The following is a 22344-nucleotide window of genomic DNA, read 5'->3' as shown; positions in this document are numbered from 1 at the left end:
ACAAAATAAATTGTACTTTAAAAAGACTACATAAAAGAGCTGCCGCACCTGCGTGCGACAGCTCTTAAAAGCATTTTACAACGTAGCAATAAAGTAAGCAATGCTGCTTACCAACACCGTCAAGGTAATCATCATCGGGTCAGCGATAGATGTACGGTAGTTTTCAGGATTATAATGCGTGCGTTTACGGAACGGTTTGGCATCGAGGAAATCCATAGGATTGCTCGTAAGATCCATAAACTTTTCGTACAGAACGCCCCAGGCTCCGCCCAGGCCGCCGCTGATTGCGCACAGCAGCATGCTGATGCGTACGATAATAAAATCAATCGGCTTACGGTAGAACCAGTCTGTATCGAGGCTGAGCGCTGTATGAGGCTCCATGCGCGGCAGGAACATCATAAACGGCACCATGGTTACGACAAGAATTTCTACGTAACTCAGCATATGTGCTGCAGTGAACGGCTGGTAATCGGGATAACCGAACGGCAGATAGCGATACAGCAGATCCGGATATACGCCGTACAGGAAGCAGAGCGCTGCGCCAAAGCCCATGCCGATATACATATTCTTCGGCAGATGATTTTTAATTTCCACATTCTTATCGGCATCACGCAGGAAGATGAAGTAACCCATCTTCAAGGTAATGGATAAGAAAGTACCTATGCTGGCAAGCTCCAACAGTGTATATACCCAATCATAACCGGCAGCTGATGCAGCGGCAATCGTAATCGTTTTGCTGATGAAGCCGTTGAAGAACGGTACACCGGAAATGGAGAACGCCGCTACAAAGAAGCATACAGCCACGAACGGCATCTTTTTCGCCATACCGCTGAGCTGGTTAATCTTGCGGATACCGGTTGCATAGATAATTGCACCGGCACACATGAAGAGCAGGGATTTATACAGGATGTGCGAGAAGGCATGGGCCGCAGCACCATTCAGTGCCATTGCCGTGCCAACGCCTACACCGGCAACCATGAAGCCGACCTGGCTGATAATATGGTAACCGAGCAGACGGCGCATATCGTTTTCCATAATCGCATAGGCTGCACCGTAAAGCGCCATGAAGCAGCCAAAGCCCATCAGGAAATCTGTTCCGGCAAAGATACGGATTAAAGCGTAAACAGCAACCTTTGTTGTAAAGGAGCTTAAGAATACGCTGCCTGTAATCGTGCCTTCGGGATAAGCATCAACCAACCAGGCATTAACCGGCGGAATTGCCGCATTGACAGCCACGCCGATTAAAATTGCCCAGAAAGCAAGGTCATGCGGAGCCTTAGACAGATTGGCAATCAGAGAATCACCGCTGCCAACCTTCAGGAAAATACCGAGCAGCAGCAGATTGCCGCCGAGCATGTGCACCAAAAGATAACGCAGGCCTGCGCGACGGGACTGAGGAGTATTGCGGCACCAGATCAAGAACAGAGAGGTTACGGCAAGTGCTTCCCAGAAGAAAATCAGCGTCAGCCAATCCTTAGCCAGTGTTACACCAAGAGCACAGCCGGCGTAGGACATGGAGCACAATGCTTCCATGCGGTTCTCGTTATGACAGGAATAAATGCCGCCGATGCAAGCCATCAGCGCAAAAATCATGCAGAACACGTAGCTGAGCTTATCTACAAACATATAGCCCAAGTGATAGCCTGTACCAAAAAACTCAATGCTCAAATCTGTGCCAACCGGCATAGAAAGTGCAGCAAAGAGGGCAAAGAACGGACCTATAGCCAAAATAAACTTACGCAGCATTTTCGGCACGAGCATTGCAATCACGCCCACGGCAATGAGGATCAGACCGGGATGAAGCAGATTACTCATCGTCCTCACCTCCCTTAGGATCAGCATAATAGGTTTCATCACGCTGCAGCAGCGGCGTCATGATAATTTTTGCCAGAATAATCAGCAGCCAGCAGCCGAAGAAGCCGAAGAAAATATCATAGCCAAACGGCAGCGGCCACCACGCAGGACTGTGCATATGTACGCCGCAAAGCTCTCCGATTGCGGAAAGCACGAGCACGGCAGCAGCTATCATGTAAACAGTTTTCTTGCTCATTACATCCAACCTCCATTCCAGCCTGCGCAAATAGCGTTGGAGGCCATTGTTGCCAGCTCATAGAAGTGCGGATAAATATCCGGCACGATACCGAGGACAACAGCAATAATCGTTGTAATGCAGATAGGAATCAGCATCGAGTAGCTGATAGCGCCATATTCACGGAACTCCTCCTGTGGGTCCTTGCGGAAGTATGCCATCTGTACAACAGGCATCAGATATCCGGCAGCTAAAAGTGCACTGGCAACCCAGACGAGAATGTACAGAGGCTTGCCTGCCTGCAAAGCACCGAGTGCCAGATTCCATTTGCTGACAAAGCCAACGAGGAACGGCGTACCGGCGATACCCAGAGAAGCAATCGTGAAGCAGGCCATTGTTACCGGCAGCTTCTTGCCGATGCCATACAGCTCACTGATATTGTTTCTGTGTGTACGCGCGATAATCAGACCGGCGCACATAAAGAGGGTAATCTTCATAACAGCATGAGCTACCAGATGCAGGTAAGCACCCTTGATGCTCAGCGGAGAAATCAGCGCAGCGCCTAAAACAATGTAGGAAAGCTGGCCGATAGTGGAGAACGCAAGACGACGTTTCAAGTGATCCTGACGCAGAGCGATGAGCGAGGAAATAATAATGCTCGCCGCAGCAGCCCACGCCAATACATCAACAACACCGATTTCCGCCAACAGCTTCGGACCAAAGACGAAGCCGATGATACGCAGTACGGCGAAAACACCGGTTTTAACAACGGCAACGGCATGCAGTAATGCAGATACCGGAGTCGGCGCAATCATTGCTGCCGGCAGCCAGCCATGCAGCGGCATAACCGCAGCCTTTACGGAACCGGCCAAAATCATCAGTACGAAGATAGCCTGCAGCACCCATCTCGGAGCCATATCCGTAGTCAGGAAGCCGCCGGGAGTAAAGTCCATCGTACCGCTGATGCAGTAAACGGCGATAACGCCGGCCAGGAAAAGCTGACCGGAAATCAAGGTATAAATCAAATACTTACGGCTGGCCATCAGGGCTTCCTGGTTACGCTTATGCAGTACCAGCGGATAGCTTGCCAGAGTCAGCAGCTCGTAAAAGATGAAGAAGGTCAACAGGTTTTCGGCCATCGCAATGCCCATTACGGCACTCATGCAGATAGCAAAAGCAGCAAAGTAACCGGTCTGCTCACTTTCGTTATTGCAGCGCATATAGCCGATGGAATAGAAGTTCATCGGTACCCACAGCATCGAAGCCAGTACCGCAAAAATCATGCCTGCCGGATCGGTACGCAGCGTCAGGCCTACAGTATCTGTAATCTGGCACAGCGTCCATTGATACTGGTTGCCGTCGAGAACAGCAGGCAGCATCGACAGGATGATACCGAATTTAAGTACGGAAGCGATAACGCTCCAGGTTTCACGCAGGTTAGGCCAGCGTCTGCTGAACGCGATAAGTACAGCAGCTATAAAAGATACACCAACCGCCAGAAATGGTCTGCAATCTAAAATAGTCATCTCAGAAACACCTCCGGCAATCCTAACTTAACGACATCGGTAACGATGTCAACACTGTAGAAGCCAAGTACCAGAATCATGATACCGCCGACGAGAATCGGGATAACCATGGAAAGCGGTAAGCCCAGCTTGCCCTTATGCGGATGTACCTCAGTCAGCGAAGCTTCACGCTGTATAAACATCTGCTCAATAATACGGAAGAAATAAATTGCATTCAGCAGAGAGCTGATAACAAGTACAGCGATGTAGAAATACTGTGCACCGGTGTAGGCACCAAGCATAAGATACCATTTACTGAAGAAGCCGCAGGTCGGAGGCAGGCCGATCATAGACAGAGAAGCCAGCAGCACGGTAATCGTACTGATAGTCATCTTTTTGTTCATGCCGCCTAAGCGGTACAGATTAACCTCACCGAAGCGATACTCAATACCGCCGATAACCAGGAAGAGGCTGCTCTTCATAAAAGCATGGTTGATAGCGTGCAGCACGGCGCCGATAAAGCCGTACATATTACCCATTGCCAGACCAATTGCAATATAACCGATCTGTGCCACAGAGGAATATGCCAGCATACGGCGGAAGTCATACTGAGCCATCGCCATAATAGAACCGATAAGAATACCTGCTACACCGAGAATGCCCAAAACGTTGAGTGCGCTCTGAACTACAGGGTTATCAACCTTAAAGATATAGTAAACAAAACGGATTAAAGCATATGCCGGAGCCTTACTCATGCAGCCTGCGATAAAAGCAGCAGCGCCCGGATGAGCGAAGGTGTAGGCATCAGGCTGCCAGCCATGCAGTGGGAACAGCGCCATCTTGATACCGAAGCCGATGATAAAGCAGGCTACGGCAATCGCAAACAGCGGCGAATTCAGATGCGGAACTACGCGTGCAGCAAGGTCAGCCATGTTCAGAGTACCGGTCATAGCGTACAGATAACCGACACCAAGCAGATACAGAGAAGCACCGATGGTACCGATTAACAGGTAACGGAAGGCTGCCAGCATTGACTTTCTGCCGCCGAGGGCAATCAAGCCGTAACCGGAAAGTGACATAATCTCCAGATATACATAGAGGTTAAAAACGTCACCGGTGATAATCATACCGGAAAGACCTACCGTCAGCAGACCGAACAATGTATAATAGCCGCCTACATGCAGCCAATCCTCATCCTTGACGAACGGACGGCTGTAAAGCGAAACCATCAGGGAAATAAACGTTACCACAACAGCCAGAATACTGTTTAAGGGGTCAAGAGCAAATTCAATACCGATTGGCGGTTCCCAACCACCCATCCAGTAATGCCAGGTTTTGCCGCCGGACTCCAACACTCTTTGCAGTACGATGCATGCATTGGCAAAGGCACCTGCGATAGAAGCCATAACTATCCAGGAGCCTAAAAACTTGCTGATACGGGAAAATAACATACACAGCAATGATGCTGTCAAAGGTAAAAGTACAATTAGGACGGGAGCATGCTGTGTCATTTACTAGCCCTCCTCAATACCTCTACTTCTTCAACAGAACCGTAGATTTCTTTAATACGCATGAGGAGTGCAATTGCTACGCCTGTAGTACCAAGACTTACAACGATTGCCGTCAGCATCAGGCCATGCGGCAGAGGGTTAATGTAAGCATTAGGATCTGTTGTCAGGCCGTTCTGGATAGGAATCATTGCGCCATCCTTCTGTGCGAAGCACAGATAAAAGTAAATAACGGCAACCTGCATAACATTCATCGCCATCAGCTTCTTCATATAGTTCTTGCTGAGGACCATGCCATATACACCCAGGAAGAAAAGAATCATGACCAGGGAATAAATGCCTTTTGTTTTCAAAAACTCATTGAGCACTTCCATCTTCGTCACCCCTTTTCACGATTGCATCAAGCAGATTAATAATTGTCATCATTACGCAGATGGCAACACCGATTTCAATAAGGAAAATGCCCATAGCATGCATTTCATGCTGCGGCTCCATATGAATCGGCATATAATTGTAGTTCAGGAAAAAGTCTGCACCGCCGAACAAGGTCAGCCAGCCGGTAAAAGCATACAGGAAGGTGCCCACGCCGGCAAGAACAACAGAGGTTTTGCCTAAGACATTGAACTTTGTATCAAAGCCCAAGATAAGACGTGCCAGCAGCACGCCTACAGAAAGCAATGCGCCTGCCTGGAAGCCGCCGCCCGGAGAAAACTCACCCAGGCAGAGAACGTAAATGCCGTAGGTAATCGTGAACGGCACCAGCATTCTGAAGGCCACATTCAGGATAAGACCGCCAAATGGTTCTTTCATTTGATAATCTCTCCTTCCTCCGGATCCTCCGGCTCTTCCTCAGGTCTGCGTCCTACCGGATTGCTAGTCAGCACCAGCACCGTTGTCAGACCGGCAAGGAACATTACCGAGGTTTCCCACATAGTATCGAAGCCACGATAGTCGATGATGACGCCCGTTACGATATTGGGCGAGCCTGTATCCTCCGCACTACGGGAGATATAGGTCGGAGTAACATGCTGGTTAGGCGCAGTGTTCGCGTCACCAATTTCGGGCAGGTAGGTTACGACAGAGCAAAACATGCCTGTCATAATCGCCAGGATAACAGCAACTAATCCACGCATTATTTACACCACCTATCAATTTTTTTCAACGAAGCTACGAAGAAGATGGTAGAAATCGTACCGATAACAGCCTCCGTAAAGGCCACGTCAGGGGAACCCATCATCAGATACAGCAGCACAGCGCAGAAGCTGAACGCACTGTAGATAATCGCAGCACTAAGAATATCCTTGCAGAAAATAACTGCACAGGTAATGAGAATCAGGAAGACAAGTAAAAGAGCTTCAATAGTATAAATCTCCATTTTATTTATCTCCTTTCTTCTTATGATATTTATGTACCTGATTACGATTTGTTTTTGCAGGCTTCTTGCGGATATGACCGACAGGCTCGTCAGCACTGTGGTCAACTTTTTCCAGACCGACAAGCTTTTTGGCTCCCTTGCTTTGCAGTGTCCAGACAGGATGCCCGGATTTATAGGCTGCCTTGCTCAGAATATGCGAGCCGATCGGATTCGCCATAAAAACAAGTAAAAATACAAAAGCCATCTTTGCCGCTGTAAGTGTAGGTCCTTCATAAATCATCAGACCGATAAAGGAAAGCGTACAGCCAAGAGTTTCACTGTTACCGGAGGCATGGATTCTGGAATAGAAGTCCGGCAGGCGCAGCATACCGATAGCTGAGCCGATGAAGAATACCAGACCGCTTAACAGGAACAGTGCAGCGATAACTTCGCGTGGAGAGGTAAAACCGAATTGTTCAATCATATCCTTTTACCTCCTATAAATTTAGCTACAATCAGCGAGCCGATGAAGCCTAAAATTGCATAAGAAATCGCTATATCAACATACATATCCGGACGTTTGTCAATATAGCCGAAAAGTACCAATAATAGAATTGTATCGGCACCGATAACGCCCAAGGCGTTCATTCTGTCAAAAATTGTCGGTCCGTTAAACAAGCGTTGCAGCATCGTACCGATGATCAGAAGAATGGCTACCATCATAATATAAAATATAATCTGCATAATCATTCCTCACTCTCTACTACTGCAAAATCAAATTTTTCGCCATATAAATCGGCAACCTTTTTCTGCATGCCGCCATCAAGCACGCCTGCGGCCGCACCAACGGTCAGTGCATGAATCTCATACACACCGTCGTCGGTAACATTCATTGTTACTGTACCCGGTGTCAGCGTAATTGAGTTCGCCAAAATAACAGATGCCATAGGATTATCAGCTCTGAAGCGGAAGCGGACAACCTTAGGATCAATGTTCAGCTCCTGACCTGTAGTTGCCAGCAACACATCAATATTGGCGAGCACCAGCTGCCACATCAGCCAGAAAAAGTACATAATCATTTTCGGAATTGAAAAACCGAAAACATAATACTTTTTACTGCCGTCCTTATTCGGGACCAGCAGAAGCGGGTATGTAACCCAAGTCGTCACCACAGCTGTGAGGATACCGTATACGACAAATTTTGTTTCTGTTCTGCCTGACAAAACCATCCAGAATGCAAACAGCACCAGAGCAAGACCTGTCATATGCACCATAGGCGAGCCTACAATTTTTTTATCGTTCAATACTCCCTGCTTTTCCACAGCTACCACCTTTCTTTATATTATTTTTGAATATAATAGCATTTGCGTAACCAGTCATCTGCCGATACAGATGACATAGCTGCGAAAATATAAATACCGCTTTCACAGTATCATGAAACCGGCATTTAGTAACATAAATACCTATTTAGACAACTCTCAAAGCAAGCTATCTTAATAGAAAGCCTTCTCACTCCTATTTACTATAAATTAGACATAAAAAAGAAAATTCCTGCTATTTTTTACGAACGGAATAAAAGTTATGCAATCAATTCTCCTTTAAATCAATTAAAGAAAAGTCGCACTCGTCGACAGGCAGCATTCTGCCTGCCAAGCGCTCAACTCTTGCCAGATCCGCCGTGCAACAAACCTGCAGATGTCCCTTGCCTTCTGTACGCAGCAGGCCTTCCTCCTTAAGTGCTGCGATAGCGTCGGCACTGGTGGCAGCCGCCGGGTCAAGCACCTTTACATTCGGTCCTAAATCTGCTTCAATTTGTTCTTTGATAAAAGGATAATGCGTGCAGGACAAAATCACTGCTTCAACGCCCGCTTTTTTAAAAGGCTCGGTATACTCGGCGATAGCCTGCTGCAGCTCCGGGCTGTCAAAGCGCTCACCTTCAATTAACGGTACAAACTTGGGACAGGCCACAGGATAAACTTGCGCTTGCGCATCAGCGGCAAGAATAGCCTTTTTGTGCAGTCCGCTGGCAATAGTAAACTGCGTTGCCAACACGCCGATTTTCTTATTCGGACTGGCCGCCAACAGCTGCTGCGCCCCCTTGGACATCCCGACAACACCGAACGGATGCGTCCCCCGCAGACTGTCTACACCGAGCATCGTCAGCGTATTGCAGGCTATGACTACCTGCTTAACGTTTTTGGCTGCCAGCCAATCGATTATTTCGCCTACAAAACCACGGATTTCTTGTTCACTGCGTGTGCCGTAAGGCGTACGTGCAGTATCACCCACATAAATAAAATCCTCGTGCGGCAGCATCTGATGCAGGCATTTTAAAACCGACAGACCGCCGACTCCCGAATCAAGTACGCCAATGGGCTGCATTTTATCCATAAAAATACCCTCCCGTATTTTTTATACTTTAATACATTAATTATATCACTTATATACGTTTGCGTATATAAAAAACAGGCAAAGAAAAGTTCTTTACCTGTTTTTTGCCTGTTTTACCGCAATTCAATATTTACAATATTTATCCGGCTGTCAGCCCACCGTCGACAGTTACAATACTGCCGGTCATAAAGCTGTTGGCAGGGGACGCCAGACTGCAGATTACGTGAGCAATCTCACCGGCTGCAGCAATCCGCTGCAACGGATAGGCTGCAGCTACATCCGCCAGCGTATAACCGCCGTTCGCATCAGCAAGCTGCTGCGCCAAAAGCGGCGTATCAACGTCTGCCGGGCAAACGCAGTTCACGCGCACGCTCGGCGCCAAATCCAGCGCCAGCGCTCTGGTAAACGCCACCACCGCACCTTTAGTCGCACAATAAAGCGCACAGCCGTAATTGCCGCTGACAGCAGCATCCGACGCAATATTCACCACGCTACTTTTGCTGCGCAGATAAGGCAACGCTGCCTGCGTCAAAAACATCATACCCTTAACATTGACGTTCATCATCGCATCAAAATCTGCTTCCGTAAGCTGCTCCAGACGCTGCTCGCGATAAAAGCCTGCACTGTTGACCAAGATATCCAATTGCCAATCAGGCTTGCCCTCCTGCTCGGCAATCTTTGCCACTGCAGCCTTGCATTCAGCCTGCTTCGTCACGTCACAGGAAATATATACTGCCTGCTTTCCTGTCTGCTCCTCCAGATAACGCAAAGCCTGTGCGCCACGCTCCTTTGAACGTCCCAAAATATATACACGCGCGCCGTCCGTCAAAAAGCGCAGCGCCGCCGCCAGCCCGATGCCTGACGTACCGCCGCTGATAGCAACGCATAATCCCTCACAGCCGTAATTCATCTTATTCATCCGCATACTCCTTTTCCTTCAGCTCGGGCGGCAAACCGATAATAATTGTAGTACCTTCACCGAGCTTGCTCTGCAGCTCCAGCTGCATATCATGGCGCTGGGCAATCTGCTTGGCGATTGCCAGTCCCAGACCGCTGCCACTCTTATTATGCTCATTGCGCGCCTTATAAAAGCGGTCGAAGGCATGCGGAATATCCTCTTCCTTAATACCGCAGCCATGGTCAATCAGCTTCAGCCTGTTGCCTGCCAGCTCCAGCTTAATTTCACTGCCTTCGGGCGAAAACTTGATGCTGTTATGCAAAAAAATCATCAGCATCTGCCGCAAGCGTCCGTAATCACCGTTAAGCATATAAATATCCTTATCCGCACTGCCTGTAATCTGCAGCTTTTTATCCGCACCGAGCTGCCTGCCGCTGCGCACTGCGTCATGCATAACATCGACAAAGTTCAACGGAGCCTTTTCAATCGGAAAATCTGTATTCTGCAAACGCGACAAATCCAGCAGATCATTTATCAGGCGCTGCAAAAACAGGCTTTCCTTATACATCTGCTCATGAAATTCCTCTACATCCGCCTTTTCCGTAACTACGCCATCACGCAGGGCCTCCAGACTGCCGCGGATAACCGTTACAGGCGTGCGCAGCTCATGCGAAATGTTGGCAATAAACTCGCGGCGCAGCTTTTCCAGCTTCTGGCTTTCGGCATCTGCCAGCTCCAGACGCTCCGCCAAAACATCTAGTGTACGTGCCAGCTCGCCGATTTCGTCATTTTGCTTAATGTTGGTGCGAGCGCTGTAATCACGTTCCGCCAGACGCTCGGCAATATTTTTCATTTTTTCTATCGTACCGGTAAAGCGCCAGCTGAGCACTACCGAAAGCAACATGCCCAAAGCCATTGCCACCAGCAGACTGATAAGCAGAATGCGCAGACCGGACCAGATAGCATCTTGCAATCCTGCTACCGGAGAATGCAGCAAAAGCACAGCCTTTACCTGTCCCTTGCTGTCATAAATCGGTCTGCCTACAGTCAGCATAATGCCATCCAGAACAGGATTATATTCTTCTATAATAAACTCTTTGCCGCTAAAGCCCTCTTCAACCTTTTCTCTGACCTGTGCAGGCAGTCTTTCATAGGCTTCCTTAGAAGTCTTAGGCGGTTCCTTCCAGGCAATCGGTGGCAGCGGACGCTTAAAAAGGCCAAAGCCGCTATGCTCATGATGCTTTTGTACCTCACGACGCTGACGCTGTACCCTGTCCTTATTGATGCTCAGCTGACGATTGCTGTCCACCACCCAGACGATTTCCTGCGTCACATTATCCAGATAGCTGATAAATTTGCTGTTGGCAATACCGTCACCATGACGGCTTTCCATACGCTCCATATTATCACTCAGCACTTCGGCAATTTTCTCCGCCCGCAGACGCATTTCCTTTTCCTTGATTTCAATCGTCTGCTGTTTGAAGAACTGGTAAAAAACGCCGCCGATAATCAGCGCAAAAACAAGCAGCACCGCAGAAAAATACAGTGTCAGCTTTAAAGCAATTTTATTATTCATCCTTGTGTCCCTCAAAACGATAGCCTACGCCCCAGATAGTTTTTATTTCCCACAGAGGGTGCTCGTACTTATCCAGCTTGGCGCGCAGGCGCTTGATATGCGAATCAACCGTACGGCTGTCACCGAAATAATCGTAACCCCAGATGCTGTCCAGCAGATTATCACGGCTGAAAACCTTCGTAGAATTTTTCGCCAGCGTCCATAAAAGCTCGATTTCCTTTTTTGTCAGCGGCACATCCTCACCGTTAATCTGCACTGCATACTTTTCCAAGTTAATGTACAGATTTGCGTAAGACAGAGTCTGAGCGTTCGCCGGCTCCTGAGCGCCCAGGCGACGCAGTACCGCACGCACGCGGGCCATTACCTCCGGTGCGCTGAACGGCTTAATCACATAATCGTCCGCACCGATATCCAAACCCATAATCTTGTCGTAATCCTCACCACGCGCCGTAATCATAATAATCGGCACCATGGATTCCTTGCGCAAACGGCGGCAAACCTCAAAGCCATCTATCTCCGGCATCATAACATCCAGCAGCACGACAGCTATTTCATGCTCATACTGCAGATATTTATCCAGTGCCTCCGCTCCGTCCAGCGCAATAACCGGCTCAAAGCCTTCCTTTTTGGCATAGCCGGATAAAATTGTCGTAATCTGTTTATTATCATCAGCGATAAGTATTTTCTTCATCGCAAACCCTCCTTAAGCTGCCTTTCTTTCATTATATTACATTTTAACGTCCAAGTGTGTTAAAAGTATGACGCAAAAAAAGATATTTTTCAGCTCAAATTAAGTCTAAAAACATAAAAAAGTCATAAAATGCCTGTACAATATAAGCAAAGTTAAGGAACAGCTAAAAGCCGGGCCTTAAGCAAAGCAAAATTCCACTAAACGATTTAAAGATATAAGGAGTGATTCTAATGTTGAACATGAAAAAGATTCTCATTACCGGTACAGTTTTAACAGCCTTCTGCACCAGCGCTTTTGCTGCCTCTGCAGATTGTCCACCGCAGCCTTCTATGAGCGAGCGTGTAAATGCTATTCTGCACGAAAATGACGCAGACCGTCCCTGCCCGCCGCCGGTTCACAGAATGCATCGCCAAGGTCCTAAGCTTACACCCGAACAGCGTGCCGAGCGCCAAAAAATGCGTGAAGAATGGAAGAGCATGACACCCGAGCAGCGCGAAAAGGCTGTAGAAAAAATGCGTAAAGAGCGCAAGGAAGCTCACGAAAAGTACGCCAAGGAAACTATGTCTAAACTCACTTCCGACCAAAAGGCCGAAGTGCAGCAGTTCATCAAGGACGATATGGCGCAGCGCCAGGCACGCCACGAGCGCCTGCAGCATATGACTCCCGAGCAGCGCGAGGCTATAAGAGCCAACAGACCACTGCCGCCGAAGCCGCCCAAACATCATAAAGGTGAATACCGCAGCTACAAGCACCATAAGGAAGAATTCCATGGCTACAGACATCACAATGGCGAATTTCCCCAACCGCCTCAAGATTAACGCAAGGCAAAAATAGTAAAAATTAATTAATCCTCTTTCCCTTCAATATAACCGTAAAAAGCTTCATCCCCTGGAAGCTTTTACAACATACTCTGTAGCTTGTGCGGCAACACAAGCTATACAACTCAACCCTTTTTTCTACTCAATACTCATCAAAAGCAAAACCCCGCAGGCTGTAAGACCGCGGGGTTTTGTATTTTTGCGCACAACGCAAAAAGCGTCCGTTTGCCGCCGGACGCCTTTTACGTTTTTTGATGAGTATGAGTATATCATGAAGCGAAGTCAAGTTCTTGACTAAACTCTATGTATATGATAATCTAAGTTGGGTAAAAAATCTATCTACAAAAATCGAAATTCGTACTTTAATGAACACTTTTCATAAATTGTACATTATCGGGAGAGGAGCACTGCATACCATGGACAGAAGACAAAAAAAGACCCGGCAGGCAATTATCGATGCCTTTGTCAAATTGCTTACCAAAACGAGCTATGAAAAAGTCAGCGTTAAGGAAATTATTGATGCAGCCAACGTCGGACGCAGCACCTTCTACAGCCACTTCGAAACCAAGGATGATCTGGCACGCCAAATCTGCTTCGAGCTTTTCGACCATATCTTCAGCCCCGTTATCCCGCCCTGCTCCACACATAATTTTTCCGAGATGCCGCAAAACACGGAAACACGTATTACGCACATTCTTTACCACCTGCGCGACAAACGCGAATACTACCTTGGCATCATCAATTACGATGACGGTACGCTATTCTTAGGCTTCTTCCGTGATTACATGCTGCAGAACGTCAGCATCAAGATGAGCGGTTCCTACGATGAATACTCACAAAGAGTGCCGGAGGACTTCTTAATCAACAGCCTCACCAGCAGCTTTGTCGGCATGATTCGCTGGTGGCTCAAAAACAAAATGAATCCCGGTCCCGAGGTTGTCGCCGGTTATTATATGGCATTGATTAATCCTGCCATTGCCGAATTCCAGACCAAGGGAGAATAAAACTTGTTTACGCAACAAAAAAGAACTGCTAAAGCTTTGTACAGCAATACACTGCACAGAGCTTTCGCAGTTCTTTATTTTTTAAAGGTATTTAATCCACAGCGGATAGGTACTCAGCACTACTACCAGAAGGAGTACGAAAATATCTCCGAAACGCAGCGGTGCCGGCGGCATATTCTTATAGGTGTTGCCGCCAAAGCCCTTCAGCTCCATAGAAAGCGCCAGTGTTTCCGATTTGGCTACCGCACGCATAACCAACGGACGGATAACAACCAGATAAGCGAAGAAGCGCTTGAACATGTTGCCACGGTTAGAATAGCCGCGACAGCTTTGTGCATCCAGCGTAATACCGCTGTCGGTCAGGAAGTTAGGCACAAAGCGCAGTGCCGTAGTCAGCATGAAGGCATATTCGCAGGGCATATGGAAACGGTCTACCAAAGCCTTGGCAATATCCTGAATACGGCTCGCTGCCAGCAGGCACAAAAACGCCATCGTCATAACCAGCATGCGCAGGCCGCCGATAAGCGATACATCGAGCGGTGAGCCGAAAAGCAGCTGCAGTAAAATCATCATACCGGTGAAAACTGCCAGGCCGCCGATAGCAGCCATCGTCATTTTGTCATGCTTAATGTATAACAGCAACGCCAGCTCCAAAACCAGAATCGTGGCTACCGCTTCTACCGGCAGGATGAACACCCAGGCAGTAACCGCCAGAGTAACTATAATCTGTGTAAAGGCTGTCAGCTTCATCTGCTTCCCTCCTTACAAATAACTTGCTTGCAAAATTCTTCGGCAGTTGCGGCCTCAATGCCCAAAGAAGCAGCTAACGCTGCTACCGTAGGACGGCACAGACCCCAGCGCTCTACAGGCTGGCTGCCGTCAAACAGCTTCGCCGGAGTACCGTCGTAAACCAGCTTGCCGTAATGCAATACAATCGCACGCTTAGCGTAACGGCGTACAATATCCATATCATGCGAAATCAGCACAATCGTAATACCGCGCTTTTCATTGATTGCCTGCAGGTAGCTCATCATAGCTTCCTTTTCCAACGCATCCTGGCCATTAGTAATCTCGTCCAGAATCAGTGTACGCGGATTAAGCGCCAGTGCCGCCGCTACGCCAAGGCGGCGCTTCTGTCCGAAGGACAGCAGGCGCGGATACTCGTCCTTCAGCTCTGTCAGGCCCATAGCCTCCAGAGCTTCGTTTACCTGACGCTCTATGGTTGCTTCCGTCAGCTTTTTGGCACGCGGACCATAAGCAACCTCATCAAATACAGTATCCTCTAAAATCTGCAGGTCCGGATTTTGGAATACGTAACCGATTTTGTCGGCCAAATCTGCCGGCTCACGCTTAACGATATCCTCGCCGTCAACAAAAACCTGACCGCTGCGCGGATGGCACAGTGCCATAAACAGACGGCTCAAGGTTGTTTTACCGCTGCCGTTATGTCCCAACAGCGCCACAAATTCTCCGTCCTCTATCTTGCAATCCATATCCTTGATTACAGGCTGTCCGCGCATATAAGCGAAATTGACATCCTTTGCTTCTAACATCAGTCAGCTCTCCCTTCTGCCGCAACAATCCCATAGGTGCGAAAATCAGCCAGCGCATCCTCTTCGCTGCGCCAATCACCCAGATCCACGCCAAGCTTTCCCTCCAGGCCCAGCTTAATCTGCCACAGTGACGGCAGCAACGGACGTAATGCGGGATTTTCGTACATTTTAGGAGCAGCAGCCTCAAAGGCATCAGCCACCACCAGCTCGCCCTCGTTCAGTACAATCATATCCGTTACGTAAGGCAGCACATAATCCACGCGATGCTCAACGGCAATAATCGTTGTACCATACTGCTTATGGATTTTGTCTACCAGCTTATACAGGGAACGTGCACCGTCCGGGTCCATTGCGGATACAGGCTCATCCAGCACAATAATCTCCGGATGCACGGCAAGCGTTGCAGCCAAAAGCAGACGCTGGCGCTGACCGCCGCTGAGTTCGTCGAGCTGATAGCTTTCACGCCCCGGCAGGCCAACATCCTCCAGTGCCTGTCTGGTACGCTCCGCAACCTCATGCGGTGCGAAGCCGTGGTTCAGCAGGCTGAAGGCAATTTCCTCGCCGGCAGTCAGAGAAACCAGCTGGCTTTCGTAGTCTTCCATAATAAATCCCACACGCATGGCAATATCGCTGACGCGCTTGCCCTTAGTGCTTTCGCCGTTAATTTTGACATCGCCGCTGTAGCGTCCGCCCATGTAATAGGGGACGATACCGGTCATAGCCTTGCACAGCGTTGTCTTACCGGCACCACTCGGTCCGGTGATAACGGTGAAGCTGCCTTTTTTTATTTCAAAGTTGATATCACGCAGCACCAAATCCGATTTTTTATAGGCAAAGTAAAAATTATCTATGTTGATTACGCTTTCCATTATTTTTCATCCTCCTGAAAGTAAAACAGCTTCCGCACGGGAGCGTACAGGAAGAAGGTTATCAGACCATTGAGCAGGCCTACAATCGCAACAACCGGCAGCATAGCATAAATCCATACGTGCAGCGGCAAGCCCAAAATAAGCTTCAAGATAAAAGTAAACAGACCGCCGCTGGTCATCGTGGCAACAAAGCCGGTGATAAAAGGACGCAGCTTCCATTCGCTGATACCTGCTTTGAACATAGCCTCAACCAAAAGGCAGCAGACAGTCGCACCAGCCAGCTCACTGGCAACGTTGCCCAGCGGGAAAGCCGATTTGGAGGACGGAACCAGCGTCAGGCCGGCGATAAAACCGATACCGATAGCCTGCGACAGCTTGGGACGCGTCAGATTAATAACAATAGAATACATAGCAATGGTCCAGTTAGGCGTTACACCGCCGACGTTAGGACTTACGGTGTGCAGAATAATACCGATTGCCAGCAGCATCGCCGTAATTGCGACCCAGCGGTAGCCATCCTGCATTGGCTCAACCTCTATCAGCTGCGGCACAGGCTTATTATTTCTTTCATCCATGAGTAATTACACCTCTCCCTAAAATAGTGCCAGAAAATAATATGTTATCATTATACTATATTTAAATGCTTTTGTAATGCTTTAGCGAAAAAAAGTATCCTGCGTTATAGCAGGAGAAGAAAATTGTTACAAAGGTAATAAAAAAATCTGCTACGCTTGCACATAGCAGATTTTATGTTTTATGACGGATTACGCGCCGATATATTTATTTGGCATTCAACGCATCATTGCGCGTAAGCAGATACACACAATACTGATTCATGCTGATGCCTTCCTGCTTGGCATGCTGACTCAACAGCTTATGTAAAGCCCTGGGCACACGAAGTTTAAACTGACCGGAATATTTGTCCTTTTTCTCCGGCAGAGGAATTTCCATTTCATTTTCCATAGCGGCTTCCAGCCATGTACGCTTAGCATCGACTGCATTTGCGGCAGCCTCTTCAATAGTATCACCCATAGTAATACAACCGGGAAGCTCAGGAAAATAAGCAACATAACCGCCTTCATCTTCATCAGGCTCAAACTCAAGGCGATAATTCAGCTTCATGTAATCTTCTAAAGTTTTCATTTTTCTTCCTCGCTTTCCACAATATTTTTCACTAACTTAATATACACCTTTTTGATTGGTTTATGCTTAGGAATAGTAATAACAGCTCTGCCCTTTTTACGAAACGAAAAATGGCTGCTGCCACTTCGCGGAGATTGCATTTCATAGCCATAGCTTTCCAATATTTTCTGCAATTCCTCAAACCGCATATCAGGCGATAATTTCTTCAGCTTGTACATTAGCTTTTCCCATTGTGACATAGCTTCTTTCTACCTCCATTATACTTGGTGTCATATGTGGTGTCAATAAAAAAGGCATCTGCCGAAAGCTCGACAGATGCCACTGACTCACACAGTCAGGCACGACATTTTCGCTAAACGAAGATAATCATGCAACTGCTTATAGTCTAACATATATATTTTATATTGTAAAATTTTCTTTACGCTCTCTTGCCCCCAAGCTCACGCAGCAGCTCCTCCGGCGTAATGTTGTGATAAGCCAGAAGCACCAGGCAGTGATACCACAAATCTGCCATTTCGTGCAGCACCTTATCCTTTTCGCCGTTTTTGGACGCGATAATCGTTTCCGTAATTTCGTTGCCCAGCTTTTGCAGCAGCTTATCCTGACTGCCGCTCATGAGGAACTTCATCTCCGCATCATCAGCCTGACTCTTGTACAAAATCATGCGGTACAGCTCGCTGATAACCTTCGGCAGGCCTTCTACCTCAGGCACCGGCAGATTGGACGTATGCCACAGCGGATTATGGAAGCAGGAATATTCACCTGTATGGCAGGCCACTCCCTGCTGCTCTACCTTTACGAGCAGCGCGTCACCGTCGCAGTCGTAGAACAGCTCCACAACCTTCTGCAGATTGCCGCTAGTTGCGCCCTTGTTCCACAGCTCTTGACGGCTGCGGCTCCAGAACCAGGTATAACCTGTTTCTAATGTTTTGAGCAATGACTCCTCATTCATGTACGCCAGCATAACAACATCGTTCGTGCGTACATCTACAACAACAGCAGGCACAAGACCTCTGCTGTCAAATTTGATTTTAGAAATATCGATCTGCATTATAACCTCACCTCTATACCTCGAGAACGCAGATACTCCTTCACCTGCTTAATAGTGAAGGTTTTATAGTGAAAAACAGAGGCCGCCAACACAGCGTCAGCGCCACCTTCTGTCAGCACATCATAGAAATCCTCCAGCTTACCTGCACCGCCGCTAGCGATAACAGGCACATTTACGGCACTGCTCACGGCCTTCGTCAGAGCAATGTCATAGCCGTTTTTCGTGCCGTCGGCATCCATGCTTGTCAGCAGGATTTCTCCGGCACCGAGCGCTACGCCTTTTTTTGCCCATTCTACGGCATCAAGGCCCGTCGGCTTACGCCCGCCCTGCACATAAACCTCCCACTTGTTCTCACCGCATTTACGTGCATCAATTGCGAGAACAATGCACTGGTTACCAAACAGTTTGGCACCGTCGGCAATCAGCTGCGGATTTTTTACCGCAGCGGAATTGAGCGAGGTTTTATCGGCACCGGCACGCAGAGCGTTTTTGATATCCTCCACGCTGCTGATGCCGCCGCCGACTGTCAGCGGCATAAAAACCTTGGCCGCAGTTCTGCTGATAACATCCAGCATCGCCTTGCGCTCCTCAAAGGTCGCAGTAATATCAAGGAAAACAAGCTCATCGGCACCCTCGGCATCATAAGCCGCCGCACGCTCCACCGGGTCACCGGCATCACGCAGGCCGACAAAGTTCGTGCCCTTGACAACACGTCCTTCCTTAACATCAAGACAAGGAATAATTCTCTTCGTAAGCATCTTATTCCTCCTTTGCCGCAGCAATTTTTAAAGCATCCGGCAGATTAACGGCACCGGTATAAATTGCCTTACCGATAATACAGCCTGCTACGCCGTCCTTTTCGTATTTTTTCACATTGCGGATATCGTCCAGCGAAGCTACGCCGCCGCTGGCAATAATCGGTACGCCGCAGGCCCGCGCCAGCGCCGCTGTCGCTTCGGCATTTACGCCGCTGAGCATACCGTCACGGCTGATATCGGTAAAGATAATCGTTGCCACGCCGTAGTCCGCCATGCGCTTTGCCAGCTCGGTTGCGGCAACGCCGCTGCCCTCGCCCCAGCCTTCGATAGCTACATCGCCGTTCTTCGCATCAATGCCGACAGCGATATGTCCGGGATATTTGGCGCAGGCCTCCTTGACAAGCTCAGGATTCTTTACGGCAGCGCTGCCCAGAATCAGGCGCTCCACACCCAGCTCCAAAAGCTTTTCTATCGCTTGCAGATTGCGGATACCACCGCCAAGCTCCACCGGAATTTTTACAGTTTTGAGGATACGCTCAATCACAGGCAGGTTTTTGCCCTCGCCCGCCAGCGCACCGTCAAGATCAACAAGATGCAGCCATTCGGCGCCACAAGCAGCCCATTTGGCTGCCATCTCCGCCGGATCATCGGCAAAAACAGTTTCCGCATCAAAGCGTCCCTCCGTCAGACGCACGCAGCGTCCGCCACGGATATCTATTGCAGGATATATAATCATAATTTTCCCCTCATAATTCAACAAAATTTTTCAGCAGGCGCATGCCGACTCTGCTCGACTTTTCCGGATGGAACTGGAAGGCCTGTACATTGCCGCGTCCTACGGAAGCAGTAACCTCCATGCCATAGTCACAGACCGAGGTAATAATGCTTCTGTCCTCCGGCTCCGCATGAAAGCTGTGCACAAAGTAAACATATTCACCATCCGCACCCTCTAAAAGCGGCGAAGGACTGCACAGCTCCAGCTTATTCCAGCCCATATGCGGAATTTTCAGCTCGGTATGCAGCAGGCGCACCTGACCTTTGAAGAAGCCCAGGCCCTTAACTCCCGGTGCTTCGTCGCTGCCCTCAAACAAAAGCTGCATGCCCAGGCAGATGCCGAGAAAAGGCTTGCCGCTGTGCAGACTGTCCATAATCACGGAAATCAGGCCCGATTTTTCCAGGTTAGCCATGCAATCGCCAAAGGCACCCACGCCAGGAAGCAGAATCTTTTCAGCATTCGCGATAACCTCTGCATCGCTTGTCACCACAGGTTCTGCGCCGATAGAGCGCAGTGCATTCTGTACGCTGTAAAGATTGCCCATGCCATAATCTATAATCGTTATTTTTTTACTCATATATTTTCCCTCATGCTAACTTACAACATATGTGAAGCAACGGTGCTTTATAGTGTGTCTTAAAGTGTACCCTTGCTGCTCATAACACCATGTACACGGCTGTCAAAGGCTACAGCCTCGGCCAAAGCTCTGGCAAAGCCCTTGAAAATTGCTTCGATGATGTGATGCGTATTCTTGCCGTAAAGCACGCGGATGTGCAGCGTAAGGCCTGCCTGCATTGCCAACGCACGGAAGAATTCCTCCGTCATTTCGGCATCGTAAATGCCAAGCTGTACCTTTGGAATATCCGCATCAAAAACAAGATACGGACGGCCGCTGAAATCCAGGCACACCTGCACCAACGCTTCATCCATCGGCAAAAAGCAGTTGCCGTAACGGTGAATACCTGCCTTATCGCCCACAGCCTCCTTCAGCGCCTGGCCGAGGACAATACCGCAGTCCTCCACCGTATGATGGCTGTCAACATCCAGGTCACCCACAGCATGCACCACCAGATCACTGAAGCTGTGCTTCGCCAAAAGCGTCAGCATATGGTCAAAAAAGCCGATGCCTGTATTTATTTCGCAGCTGCCGCTGCCATCAAGACACCATTCGGCGCTGATGCCTGTTTCCAGTGTTTTTCTTTCTACATTACCGCTTCTCATGCTTTTACCTCCGCACACAGTTCGGTGATTTTAGCAATAATCTGCTTGTTTTCTTCAGGTAAGCCGATGGTGATACGCAAGCAGCCCTGCAGCACCGGATGCGTGCTGAAATCACGCACCAGAATACTGTTGGCCAAAAGATATTTAAATATCAGCTTGCCTCCTGCAGCCTGCTCCGGCAATCTTTCGCTATATTTCGCCGCATAAGCCTTGGCAAGCTGCTGCATCAGCTCACCCTCCGCACGGAAGGTGACAAAATTAGTTGCTGTAGGCCATACCTTAAAGCCTAAGGCTTTCAGACAGTCCGCAAATTTTTCGCGTTCCTCACGGATGGTTTTGATGCGTTCTTTATACAATTCCTTGTTTTCGTAAACTGTTTTAGCTGCCATCAGCGTAAAAGCATTTACATGATACGGCAGCAGCGCCTTGCCCAGCTGACGCACCAGCCCCAGCGCACCCACTGCGTAACCGCAGCGCAAGCCAGCCAGCCCATAGGCCTTGGAAAAGGTGCGGAAAACCATCAGATTGCTGTAGCGTCCAACTAAGCTAAGTGTAGAGCCTGCTACCAGCCACAGTTTATGCATCGGACGCAGGTCATTCGGTGCCAGCTCCTTGCCATCGACAAATTCCATATAAGCCTCATCCATAATAACAGGGCAGTCTACATTAGCAAGAATTTTTTCCATAGCCGCCAGGCTGTTATAGTTGCCTGTCGGGTTATTCGGATTGCAGACGATTAAAAGCGACGGCTGCTGCTCCTTGCAAAAGCTGATAACACTATCCGCATCAACAAAGCCTTCGGCTGTCAGCGGATAGCGTACCTCCTCGCTGTCGGAAAGGGCAGCGTATTCGCCGTACATAGAAAAAGAAGGCCATGGTACGGCAATCTTTTTGCCCGGTCCGCCAAAAACATAGCAGGCCTTTTCCAACAGCTCGCTGGAGCCGTTGCCGATTTTTACACAGTCAATATCTACATCCAGCTCTTTGGCAATAACCTCGCACAGGTTTTCCGATTTAATCGGCGGATAACGGTTAAACGGAAATCGTGCGGTGCGCTGGTTAATTTTTTCCGCAATCTCCTGCGGCAGCGGGTAATTGCTTTCGTTGGCGTTAACAATAATATCCGCCGCCACGCTTTCTACGGCATATTCCTCCATCGCCTCAATACTCTGGCGAACAGTAAAGCTACTCATTTTCTGC

29 protein-coding genes are annotated in these 22344 nt (G+C 48.7%); 2 read left to right on the top strand and 27 right to left on the bottom strand.

From position 1 onward, the window contains the following. Window positions 1–75 precede the first annotated feature (75 nt). The 15 genes from KAH19_RS05335 to KAH19_RS05265 all read right to left on the bottom strand — a co-directional run bounded on the left by KAH19_RS05335 (window position 76) and on the right by KAH19_RS05265 (window position 11952). On the bottom strand, window positions 76–1815 hold the full coding sequence (locus KAH19_RS05335; RefSeq protein ID WP_210685407.1) for a Na(+)/H(+) antiporter subunit D: 1740 nt from the start codon (window positions 1813–1815) through the stop codon (window positions 76–78). Further along, on the bottom strand, window positions 1808–2050 hold the full coding sequence (locus KAH19_RS05330) for a hypothetical protein (RefSeq protein ID WP_210685406.1): 243 nt from the start codon (window positions 2048–2050) through the stop codon (window positions 1808–1810). Before KAH19_RS05330 ends, KAH19_RS05335 begins: the two co-directional genes overlap by 8 nt. Then, window positions 2050–3555, bottom strand: coding sequence for a proton-conducting transporter membrane subunit (locus KAH19_RS05325; protein ID WP_210685405.1), 1506 nt, complete (start codon window positions 3553–3555; stop codon window positions 2050–2052). The genes KAH19_RS05330 and KAH19_RS05325 overlap by 1 nt, the downstream gene beginning before the upstream one ends. Next, window positions 3552–5045, bottom strand: coding sequence for a monovalent cation/H+ antiporter subunit D family protein (locus KAH19_RS05320; protein WP_009146422.1), 1494 nt, complete (start codon window positions 5043–5045; stop codon window positions 3552–3554). The genes KAH19_RS05325 and KAH19_RS05320 overlap by 4 nt, the downstream gene beginning before the upstream one ends. Beyond that, window positions 5042–5416 (bottom strand): sodium:proton antiporter, encoded by a 375-nt coding sequence (locus KAH19_RS05315; protein ID WP_009146421.1) that lies wholly within the window; start codon window positions 5414–5416, stop codon window positions 5042–5044. The genes KAH19_RS05320 and KAH19_RS05315 overlap by 4 nt, the downstream gene beginning before the upstream one ends. Further along, window positions 5400–5852, bottom strand: a complete 453-nt coding sequence (locus KAH19_RS05310; protein WP_021720124.1) for an MnhB domain-containing protein — start codon at window positions 5850–5852, stop codon at window positions 5400–5402. The genes KAH19_RS05315 and KAH19_RS05310 overlap by 17 nt, the downstream gene beginning before the upstream one ends. Next, a complete protein-coding gene (mbhE, locus tag KAH19_RS05305) occupies window positions 5849–6175 on the bottom strand; it encodes a hydrogen gas-evolving membrane-bound hydrogenase subunit E (RefSeq protein ID WP_009146419.1) in 327 nt (108 codons plus the stop codon). Before mbhE ends, KAH19_RS05310 begins: the two co-directional genes overlap by 4 nt. Next, on the bottom strand, window positions 6175–6417 hold the full coding sequence (locus KAH19_RS05300; RefSeq protein WP_009146418.1) for a hydrogenase subunit MbhD domain-containing protein: 243 nt from the start codon (window positions 6415–6417) through the stop codon (window positions 6175–6177). Before KAH19_RS05300 ends, mbhE begins: the two co-directional genes overlap by 1 nt. A 1-nt stretch (window position 6418) precedes the next feature. Continuing rightward, window positions 6419–6880, bottom strand: a complete 462-nt coding sequence (gene mnhG / locus KAH19_RS05295) for a monovalent cation/H(+) antiporter subunit G (RefSeq protein WP_210685404.1) — start codon at window positions 6878–6880, stop codon at window positions 6419–6421. After that, entirely contained in the window at window positions 6877–7140 is a 264-nt protein-coding gene (locus tag KAH19_RS05290; protein WP_021720122.1) for a monovalent cation/H+ antiporter complex subunit F, read from the bottom strand. The genes mnhG and KAH19_RS05290 overlap by 4 nt, the downstream gene beginning before the upstream one ends. A 2-nt stretch (window positions 7141–7142) precedes the next feature. Continuing rightward, window positions 7143–7718 (bottom strand): Na+/H+ antiporter subunit E, encoded by a 576-nt coding sequence (locus tag KAH19_RS05285; RefSeq protein WP_210685403.1) that lies wholly within the window; start codon window positions 7716–7718, stop codon window positions 7143–7145. A gap of 265 nt (window positions 7719–7983) precedes the next feature. Next, window positions 7984–8787 carry a glutamate racemase gene (gene murI, locus KAH19_RS05280; RefSeq protein WP_210685402.1) on the bottom strand — a complete coding sequence of 268 codons (804 nt, stop codon included), beginning with the start codon at window positions 8785–8787 and terminating at the stop codon, window positions 7984–7986. A gap of 139 nt (window positions 8788–8926) precedes the next feature. Further along, the gene (locus tag KAH19_RS05275; protein WP_210685401.1) at window positions 8927–9706 is read right to left on the bottom strand and encodes an SDR family NAD(P)-dependent oxidoreductase; all 780 of its coding nucleotides are present in this window, start codon (window positions 9704–9706) and stop codon (window positions 8927–8929) included. Next, on the bottom strand, window positions 9699–11261 hold the full coding sequence (locus KAH19_RS05270) for a cell wall metabolism sensor histidine kinase WalK (protein ID WP_210685400.1): 1563 nt from the start codon (window positions 11259–11261) through the stop codon (window positions 9699–9701). The genes KAH19_RS05275 and KAH19_RS05270 overlap by 8 nt, the downstream gene beginning before the upstream one ends. Beyond that, window positions 11254–11952, bottom strand: a complete 699-nt coding sequence (locus tag KAH19_RS05265) for a response regulator transcription factor (protein ID WP_210685399.1) — start codon at window positions 11950–11952, stop codon at window positions 11254–11256. Before KAH19_RS05265 ends, KAH19_RS05270 begins: the two co-directional genes overlap by 8 nt. Before the next feature lie 230 nt (window positions 11953–12182). On the opposite strand from KAH19_RS05265, the gene KAH19_RS05260 reads away from it, so the two are divergent. Both KAH19_RS05260 and KAH19_RS05255 read left to right on the top strand, forming a co-directional pair. Beyond that, window positions 12183–12770: a hypothetical protein gene (locus KAH19_RS05260; RefSeq protein ID WP_210685398.1), complete on the top strand. Its 588-nt coding sequence runs from the start codon at window positions 12183–12185 to the stop codon at window positions 12768–12770. Window positions 12771–13186: 416 nt separating this feature from the next. Beyond that, entirely contained in the window at window positions 13187–13774 is a 588-nt protein-coding gene (locus KAH19_RS05255) for a TetR/AcrR family transcriptional regulator (protein WP_246869436.1), read from the top strand. 81 nt (window positions 13775–13855) lie between these two features. Here the strand turns inward: KAH19_RS05255 and KAH19_RS05250 are convergent, their stop codons facing one another. The 12 genes from KAH19_RS05250 to KAH19_RS05195 form a co-directional block, all read right to left on the bottom strand. Further along, on the bottom strand, window positions 13856–14524 hold the full coding sequence (locus KAH19_RS05250; RefSeq protein WP_210685396.1) for an energy-coupling factor transporter transmembrane component T: 669 nt from the start codon (window positions 14522–14524) through the stop codon (window positions 13856–13858). After that, entirely contained in the window at window positions 14521–15327 is an 807-nt protein-coding gene (locus KAH19_RS05245) for an energy-coupling factor ABC transporter ATP-binding protein (protein ID WP_210685395.1), read from the bottom strand. The genes KAH19_RS05250 and KAH19_RS05245 overlap by 4 nt, the downstream gene beginning before the upstream one ends. Next, window positions 15327–16196, bottom strand: a complete 870-nt coding sequence (locus tag KAH19_RS05240) for an energy-coupling factor ABC transporter ATP-binding protein (protein ID WP_210685394.1) — start codon at window positions 16194–16196, stop codon at window positions 15327–15329. The genes KAH19_RS05245 and KAH19_RS05240 overlap by 1 nt, the downstream gene beginning before the upstream one ends. Then, window positions 16196–16771, bottom strand: a complete 576-nt coding sequence (locus KAH19_RS05235; protein WP_021719140.1) for a tryptophan transporter — start codon at window positions 16769–16771, stop codon at window positions 16196–16198. Before KAH19_RS05235 ends, KAH19_RS05240 begins: the two co-directional genes overlap by 1 nt. 205 nt (window positions 16772–16976) lie before the next feature. Beyond that, window positions 16977–17339: a type II toxin-antitoxin system HicB family antitoxin gene (locus KAH19_RS05230; RefSeq protein WP_210685393.1), complete on the bottom strand. Its 363-nt coding sequence runs from the start codon at window positions 17337–17339 to the stop codon at window positions 16977–16979. Then, complete coding sequence (locus KAH19_RS05225; protein WP_210685392.1) at window positions 17336–17578, bottom strand: type II toxin-antitoxin system HicA family toxin; 243 nt, start codon at window positions 17576–17578, stop codon at window positions 17336–17338. Before KAH19_RS05225 ends, KAH19_RS05230 begins: the two co-directional genes overlap by 4 nt. 179 nt (window positions 17579–17757) lie before the next feature. Then, complete coding sequence (gene hisIE, locus KAH19_RS05220; RefSeq protein ID WP_210685391.1) at window positions 17758–18390, bottom strand: bifunctional phosphoribosyl-AMP cyclohydrolase/phosphoribosyl-ATP diphosphatase HisIE; 633 nt, start codon at window positions 18388–18390, stop codon at window positions 17758–17760. Beyond that, the gene (gene hisF, locus KAH19_RS05215; RefSeq protein ID WP_021719142.1) at window positions 18390–19148 is read right to left on the bottom strand and encodes an imidazole glycerol phosphate synthase subunit HisF; all 759 of its coding nucleotides are present in this window, start codon (window positions 19146–19148) and stop codon (window positions 18390–18392) included. The genes hisIE and hisF overlap by 1 nt, the downstream gene beginning before the upstream one ends. A gap of 1 nt (window position 19149) precedes the next feature. Continuing rightward, the gene (gene hisA, locus KAH19_RS05210) at window positions 19150–19884 is read right to left on the bottom strand and encodes a 1-(5-phosphoribosyl)-5-[(5-phosphoribosylamino)methylideneamino]imidazole-4-carboxamide isomerase (protein WP_210685390.1); all 735 of its coding nucleotides are present in this window, start codon (window positions 19882–19884) and stop codon (window positions 19150–19152) included. 10 nt (window positions 19885–19894) lie between these two features. Further along, the gene (hisH, locus tag KAH19_RS05205) at window positions 19895–20500 is read right to left on the bottom strand and encodes an imidazole glycerol phosphate synthase subunit HisH (RefSeq protein ID WP_210685389.1); all 606 of its coding nucleotides are present in this window, start codon (window positions 20498–20500) and stop codon (window positions 19895–19897) included. A 59-nt stretch (window positions 20501–20559) separates the two neighbouring features. Then, window positions 20560–21144: an imidazoleglycerol-phosphate dehydratase HisB gene (gene hisB / locus KAH19_RS05200; RefSeq protein ID WP_210685388.1), complete on the bottom strand. Its 585-nt coding sequence runs from the start codon at window positions 21142–21144 to the stop codon at window positions 20560–20562. Next, window positions 21141–22337, bottom strand: coding sequence for a histidinol-phosphate transaminase (locus KAH19_RS05195; protein WP_210685387.1), 1197 nt, complete (start codon window positions 22335–22337; stop codon window positions 21141–21143). The genes hisB and KAH19_RS05195 overlap by 4 nt, the downstream gene beginning before the upstream one ends. Window positions 22338–22344 lie beyond the last annotated feature (7 nt).

This window comes from Phascolarctobacterium sp. Marseille-Q4147, from assembly GCF_017968825.1.
Taxonomy (GTDB): domain Bacteria; phylum Bacillota; class Negativicutes; order Acidaminococcales; family Acidaminococcaceae; genus Phascolarctobacterium_A.
Note: the sequence above shows the minus strand (reverse complement) of the source record. Positions and strands in the feature narration are given on the sequence as shown.